General features: G+C 54.1%; 7 protein-coding genes and 1 pseudogene. 3 read left to right on the top strand and 5 right to left on the bottom strand.

Annotated features, from left to right (window positions below):
- Positions 1 to 243, top strand: a 243-nt coding sequence (locus GAK38_RS23170) for a transposase (RefSeq protein ID WP_325347151.1), incomplete at its 5' end; no start/stop codon positions are given.
- The gene (locus GAK38_RS23175; RefSeq protein WP_325347150.1) at positions 240 to 584 is read left to right on the top strand and encodes a hypothetical protein; all 345 of its coding nucleotides are present in this window, start codon (positions 240 to 242) and stop codon (positions 582 to 584) included. The genes GAK38_RS23170 and GAK38_RS23175, both read left to right, overlap by 4 nt.
- Here GAK38_RS23175 and GAK38_RS23180 read toward each other — a convergent pair.
- From GAK38_RS23180 to GAK38_RS24060, 3 genes are all read right to left on the bottom strand, one after another.
- A complete protein-coding gene (locus GAK38_RS23180; RefSeq protein WP_325347245.1) occupies positions 581 to 1,585 on the bottom strand; it encodes a TonB-dependent siderophore receptor in 1,005 nt (334 codons plus the stop codon). The genes GAK38_RS23175 and GAK38_RS23180 overlap by 4 nt on opposite strands.
- Before the next feature lie 192 nt (positions 1,586 to 1,777).
- Positions 1,778 to 2,788, bottom strand: a complete 1,011-nt coding sequence (locus GAK38_RS23185; protein WP_325347246.1) for a FecR family protein — start codon at positions 2,786 to 2,788, stop codon at positions 1,778 to 1,780.
- A 161-nt stretch (positions 2,789 to 2,949) separates the two neighbouring features.
- Positions 2,950 to 3,405, bottom strand: coding sequence for an RNA polymerase sigma factor (locus GAK38_RS24060; RefSeq protein ID WP_443089270.1), 456 nt, complete (start codon positions 3,403 to 3,405; stop codon positions 2,950 to 2,952).
- A gap of 878 nt (positions 3,406 to 4,283) precedes the next feature.
- Here GAK38_RS24060 and GAK38_RS23195 point away from each other — a divergent pair.
- Positions 4,284 to 4,403: pseudogene (locus tag GAK38_RS23195) on the top strand (IS630 family transposase); the annotation flags it as partial.
- A 74-nt stretch (positions 4,404 to 4,477) separates the two neighbouring features.
- Here GAK38_RS23195 and GAK38_RS23200 read toward each other — a convergent pair.
- Positions 4,478 to 5,440: an aminomethyltransferase family protein gene (locus GAK38_RS23200; RefSeq protein WP_325347249.1), complete on the bottom strand. Its 963-nt coding sequence runs from the start codon at positions 5,438 to 5,440 to the stop codon at positions 4,478 to 4,480.
- The coding region (locus GAK38_RS23205; protein ID WP_325347248.1) for a hypothetical protein at positions 5,434 to 5,738 on the bottom strand (305 nt) is incomplete at its 5' end. The genes GAK38_RS23200 and GAK38_RS23205, both read right to left, overlap by 7 nt.

Raw genomic sequence — 5,738 nt, forward strand, 5'->3', positions numbered from 1 at the left:
GTGGCGCAGAACGTCAATGGTCGCCGCTCGGCCATTGACGGGCGCACGACGCGCCATTCCGGCTATGGGGTCAGCTTGCGCATCCGCAAGCGCATCGAGGAGGCGTTCGGTTGGATCAAGACCGTCGCGGGGCAGGACAAGACGAAGTTCCGTGGCCGCGACCGCGTCGGATGGGCCTTCACCTTCGCGGCCGCCGCCTATGATCTGGTGCGGCTGCCGAAACTGTTGGCGGTGTCGTCATGAGCGCGGCCCCGAACTGCCGCCTGATTGGCCGCTGGCGGATCGTCGAGGCCGATCTATGGGATCGGGATTATCTCGACCTGGTTGACCCCGCCACAATCACCATCGGGGCCAACGGGCATGGCGAAATCGCCTTCGGTGCGATGCAAGCGAGCCTCGATCTCGGCTACAGCACGTCCATGGTCTTCTTCAGATGGCGCGGAAGCGATGAAATGGACGAAGTATCGGGCGACGGTCATGCCGAGTTACTCGATGATGGCGCGATCGAGATCACGTTCGCATACGATAGCGGAGACGAGGCCGTGCTGAAGGCCAAACCAGAGACTTCTTCAACAGCCTGCTAGGCAGTCGGCTGCCAGGTCAGGCTCGGAGCGAACAGCATCCGGCTTCGTTCCGTGAAATCGATCTGGTCATCACCTAAATTGCCCAGCCCCACGAAGCGATAGAGCAATGTCTTGTCTTTCGTAACAGGGTCGCCGAAATCAACTGCCGCTTCAGTCCTGCCATACGTTCCTGTGCTAACACGAACTTCGTGAACCGGCGTTTCGGTAGGACGCTTCGACACCATATTGATGATGCCTCTGGGTTCGTTTTGACCGTACAGCACCGAAGCCGGCCCCTTCAGAACTTCGATACGTTCAAGGGTGTACGGGCCAATCTGGAGCGCGCCGCCGAGACTACCGTGATAAGGAAGATAAGCACCATCCAGATAGTTGGAGCTGGGCGAGAAACCTCTGGTCACGGTTTCATCGGCGATCATGTAGCTCTCGGTATAGCCGCTTGTCGAAATGCCTGGTGTGTAACGAAGCGCTTGTGCAACACTTGTTGCCCCGCGAGATGAGATTTCGTCGGCAGTTACAACATTGATTGTCTGCGGGATTTTTTCGATCGGCGTGTCAGTTTTGGTTCCTGTTGCTGAGCGCGTAGCCACTATACCGTCAACCGGACCCCAAGCGTTCTCCCCCTGAACTGTAATTGTGTCGAGCACAGTCGAGCCATCAGCGGCGACGGCACCATTATTTCCCGTAGATGCGGCGACAAGCGCGGCTGTCGTCGGCCCGGAAACCTGAACGCTGGTACCCGTGCCGGTAACAAGGGTGCGCAATCCCTGCAGCGGCGTCATCGTACCGGTGACAGCCGTCGAGCGTTTGCCTTCAACGGCCGAAGAGGTGAAACCAACCTCCCATCCCGTTGCTTGGGTAAAAACGTTAATCGCTGACCTCAGTGACTGAGCAGGAATGTTCAGTTGGACTGACTGGCCAGAGGACTGCTGCTGGGCGTGCGCGATGATGGGCATGATAAGCCCAGCAGTCCCGAGAACCGTTGATGTGATCAGAAGGGACACGAAACGCCATTTGTGGCCAAGACCCTTCGTCCTTGTTTTTCCACTGACCCCAGCCCACGCATTTCGTTCCATCGGACGTCCCTCTTGACTTGATCAAAAGGGGACGATTGCACCGCGCAATTGTCGTCCCCTACTCTGTAGACAATTGGCCGATGCAAATCTCACAAAAAAAGTTGCGAGTTTAGCGCAGGATTAGAATTCCACCGGGGAGCCGGGTGACGGAAGCGCCTGCGGCTGTCGCGAGAGAACGTATCGCCCGCTCCGGATTATCGAGACGATAGTTGCCGTTGACCCTAACGTGTCTAGCCTCCGAGTGACTACAAGGATCGAGTGATTGTAATAACGACCAACCTCCTGAAGAACCTGCCCGAATGGCCGGTCTTCGAACAATATCATTCCTTTCCGCCAAGCGAGCGATAATTCAGGATCAGTCTTAATGACAGCCGAAAGCCTCGTCGCAGAAGCCGTGATACTGTCTCCGGGATCAAGCGATGCCATTTCAATCCGCTGCGGCAGGCGAGCGACATCCACATGGCCGCGCTCAAGAACGACAGTATCCTCCTCGCTTTCCGTGCGAACCGAAAACGCAGTCCCCTTGACCTCCACTTCCGAAAAGGCTGCAGTAACCGTGAACGGTCTTGTCTGATCGTGAACAACGTCGAAATACGCTTCGCCTTGCAACAGCCTCACCGCCCTCTTTGTACCCTCGAAATCCAACGACACGGCGGATGCCGTGTTGAGCGTCATCAGAGAACCGTCTGGAAGTGTGATCTCCTCGAGCGCCCCCGTCGCCGTCTGGTAGTCTGCGCGCCATTGAAGCATCAGCACCGGATACTGCTGGATTCCCACCGCTATCAGAACTACGGCCGCAGCCGCCATCCACGTCTTCATCCAGAGGCTGCGCTTTCGCTTTGAAAACTGGGCTATTGCCGCATCATGTCTCGGTCCGGATTGTCCAGTTCGCACTGCTAAATTGGCAGCAACTTTATCCATTTCGGGCAAGTGCCACGGAGCCTCGACAACAGTAAAAGCTTTTGCATGCGCTGGATCAAAATCACGCCACGCCTCAAACTCGGCCCTCAGTCTTTGGTCGTCCGGCTCGGCTTGCAAAATGAACAGCCAGTTGAGAGCAGCATCCGTCACTGGGTCCGGATGAACGAACCCCTGATCGTCGTCGCTGAGCTGTGGTTTGTCACGTTCCACTCAGATCATCCGTTCAGCCAGGTCGCCAAAACAGCGCCCCTATGCCTTAGACACTTCACAAACTCGAAACTCACAAAAACCCTCCTTCGAGGCGATGACAGTCATAGCGCTTCACTCACCCCCCACTCGGCGCGGCCAGAAAGCAAGCGATAAACGGATGTTCAGTCCCGATCTATCTTTGCCAGCGCGTCAAGGCAATGAGCATGAGCGAGCTTGAGATCGTTGAAGACCGTCTTCGGCGAGACGCCAAGATGCTCAGCGATCTTCGGATACGGCCATTTCTCGATACGGCTCAACAGCCAAACTGTGCGGGCGCGTTCCGGCAGCTTGGCTATCGCGGCATCAACGCAATGCAACCGCTGCCGATGAATAAGAGCCGTTTCCCGAGATGGTATGGATGCGGCGACGTTTGCTATATCGTCGTCGGAAACGTCCTCGCGCTCTATACCACCGCGCATATTGCAACGGCGCTTGTGATTGAGCGCAAGATTACGCGCGGTCTGGAACAGGAAAGCCTCTACGTGCTCGATCGGGCCATTCTCTATGGCCTTACTCGCCCGAATATAGGTTTCCTGCGCCACATCTTCGGCAGCCTGCGAATCCCGGACGATCCGCATGACACTCCAGATGAGGGATTTGCGATTACTCAGGAAAATATCGGCAAGGCTGGCGCTCAATTCGCTCCCCTCGGCTACAGTCTGAATACGAAACGACCAAAACACCTGTTGACGCGATCCAGCGCCCACAACCAGAATGCCGATGCCAACACGGTTGATTTTGTTCGGTTGGTTTCCAGAATTAACTGATACACCCCCATACTTCCAAATTTTATCTGGGTAATATAAGGCAAACGTTTCCTAGCAGATGCAAATTTTCATGCAACTGCAATGAATTAGAATGGCTCCAAAGAGTAAATTCGCCAGTACTTTCCGCAAAAGCCATATGTAACATTTCACCGCATTACACCTAAAATTGCTCCTGTTCCCTACGCCGTAGCTTTCCTTGCGGTGCTTCTATTGCGCTTCCACCGGCACACATTCGGCGAAAGAATTTGGTCAACAAAAAAACCGCTAAGTAGTTGACTTAGTGATTATTTTCACTGGTTGCGTGGGTAGCCACCCCCGATTTGAACCTGCTTTCGGTAAGGCATTGATATAACTTATAAAACGAGATTTTGGTATGTTTTGGTAATTTTTGGCAACAAAAACCCATCAGTCAACTGTTTGAATTGATTGAGGGTTTTTGGTTCTGACTGGTTGCGGGGGCACGCAACTACCGATGCCGACACTGGCTGCAAGTGCCTGTTTAAAAACGGCATATCGCCGTATCTTATTATTTTGTAGCGACAAACATTGTTGCGGATACTAACGAATATGCCAGATATTCCACATGCTCAGCGCCGTGCTTGTGTTAACGATTTCACCGTAGACTTAGGCATATCCGAACTATGGACATGCAAATATACTTCCCGTTCGCTATAGCGAGGAATAAGGAAGATGCCACGCACTGGTCCATTCGTTCGATGGCAGCCAACAGTGGCCTCTCGCATATCGCCCTCCGTCGAACCTGGACCGCATTTGGCCTGCAGCCGCATCGTGCCGAAACGTTCAAGCTTTACTTTGTGTGGCGGACAATAATACACCACCACACTCCGGGACTAAACACTTAGCAAAGTAATCTGCAGAGTGGTTACTTTACTCTGGAGAGTTTACGCTCCGGATCAAAAAATGGCATGGCAACCACCTCTACTTCTAGAACATTTTCTCCAGCTTCAACCAAAAGCTTCGTGCCAGGTTCAGCATTGCCTTCGATCAAAGACATGGCAATCGGACATCCCAGCGCCGGCGAACCAATCGCAGACGTAACTTTTCCCAGAATCTGATCGCCCAGGCGCACGGTATCGCCAATCAATGGGATTTCATCACCGGAAAAGCGCAGACCAATCACGCTGCGCGCTGGCTTTTGCTTCTTTGCAGCAAGCAAAATGTCACCTGCGCACCAGGGTGCCTTGGTTTCGCTGACCATCCAGCCCAGACCAACCTCTACCGGATTATGCTGCCAATCGAAATCCTGCCCGAAATTGAGGATCGAAGCTTCAACGCGGCGAATACCCAAAGAACGGCTACCGCAAAGCTTGCCGTCAGCGGCTTCGACGATGGTGCGAAGCGCTTCAAAAAATGCGGCACCCGCTGCCACGGGAACATAAATGTCATAGCCCAGTTCCGCCGTATAGCCAGTGCGCGAAATCGTAACTTCCGCACCGCACACCTCGGACACGAACAGGCCGAAGAACGGCACGGCCGAGAGATCACTCTTGGTCACGCTCTGAAGAATTTCACGCGACTTCGGCCCTTGAATGGATGCAACATGAATACGATCATTGAAGCTTTCTATCTTGACATTACGACCGATACTTTTGGCATAGAGCCATTCTTCGGCACTGCCCGGTCCACCGATCCACCACAGACGTTCATCGGAAAACTTTGCAATGATACCGTCTTCAACAATGCCGCCATGATCGTGGCAAAGTACTGAATAGTAGCACATGCCGTCTTTCATCTTGCGCGCATCCCGCGGATTAACCGCATCCACCAGAGCGAGAGCATCCGGGCCAGTGATTTCCAGAATTTCCTCACCCGTAACATCTAGCAGGCTGTTGAAGAAGTCTCTGGTTTGGCCTTCAGCACGGCCTCGTCTCCGCTATCGTATGCGAACGTGATCTCGATCGCGCCATCATCGAGTAACTCGGCATGACCGTCGCCCGATACTTCGTCCATTTCATCGCTTCCGCGCCATCTGAAGAAGACCATGGACGTGCTGTAGCCGAGATCGAGGCTCGCTTGCATCGCACCGAAGGCGATTTCGCCATGCCCGTTGGCCCCGATGGTGATTGTGGCGGGGTCAACCAGGTCGAGATAATCCCGATCCCATAGATCGGCCTCGACGATCC

This window comes from Xylophilus sp. (assembly GCA_009914555.1).
Lineage (GTDB): Bacteria > Pseudomonadota > Gammaproteobacteria > Burkholderiales > Burkholderiaceae_C > WNDY01.

Excerpts from the sequence above, each read along its gene's own strand:
- GAK38_RS24060 (WP_443089270.1), bottom strand. The coding sequence starts at position 3,405 with ATGCGGATCGTCCGGGATTCGCAGGCTGCCGAAGATGTGGCGCAGGAA.
- GAK38_RS23175 (WP_325347150.1), top strand. The coding sequence starts at position 240 with ATGAGCGCGGCCCCGAACTGCCGCCTGATTGGCCGCTGGCGGATCGTC.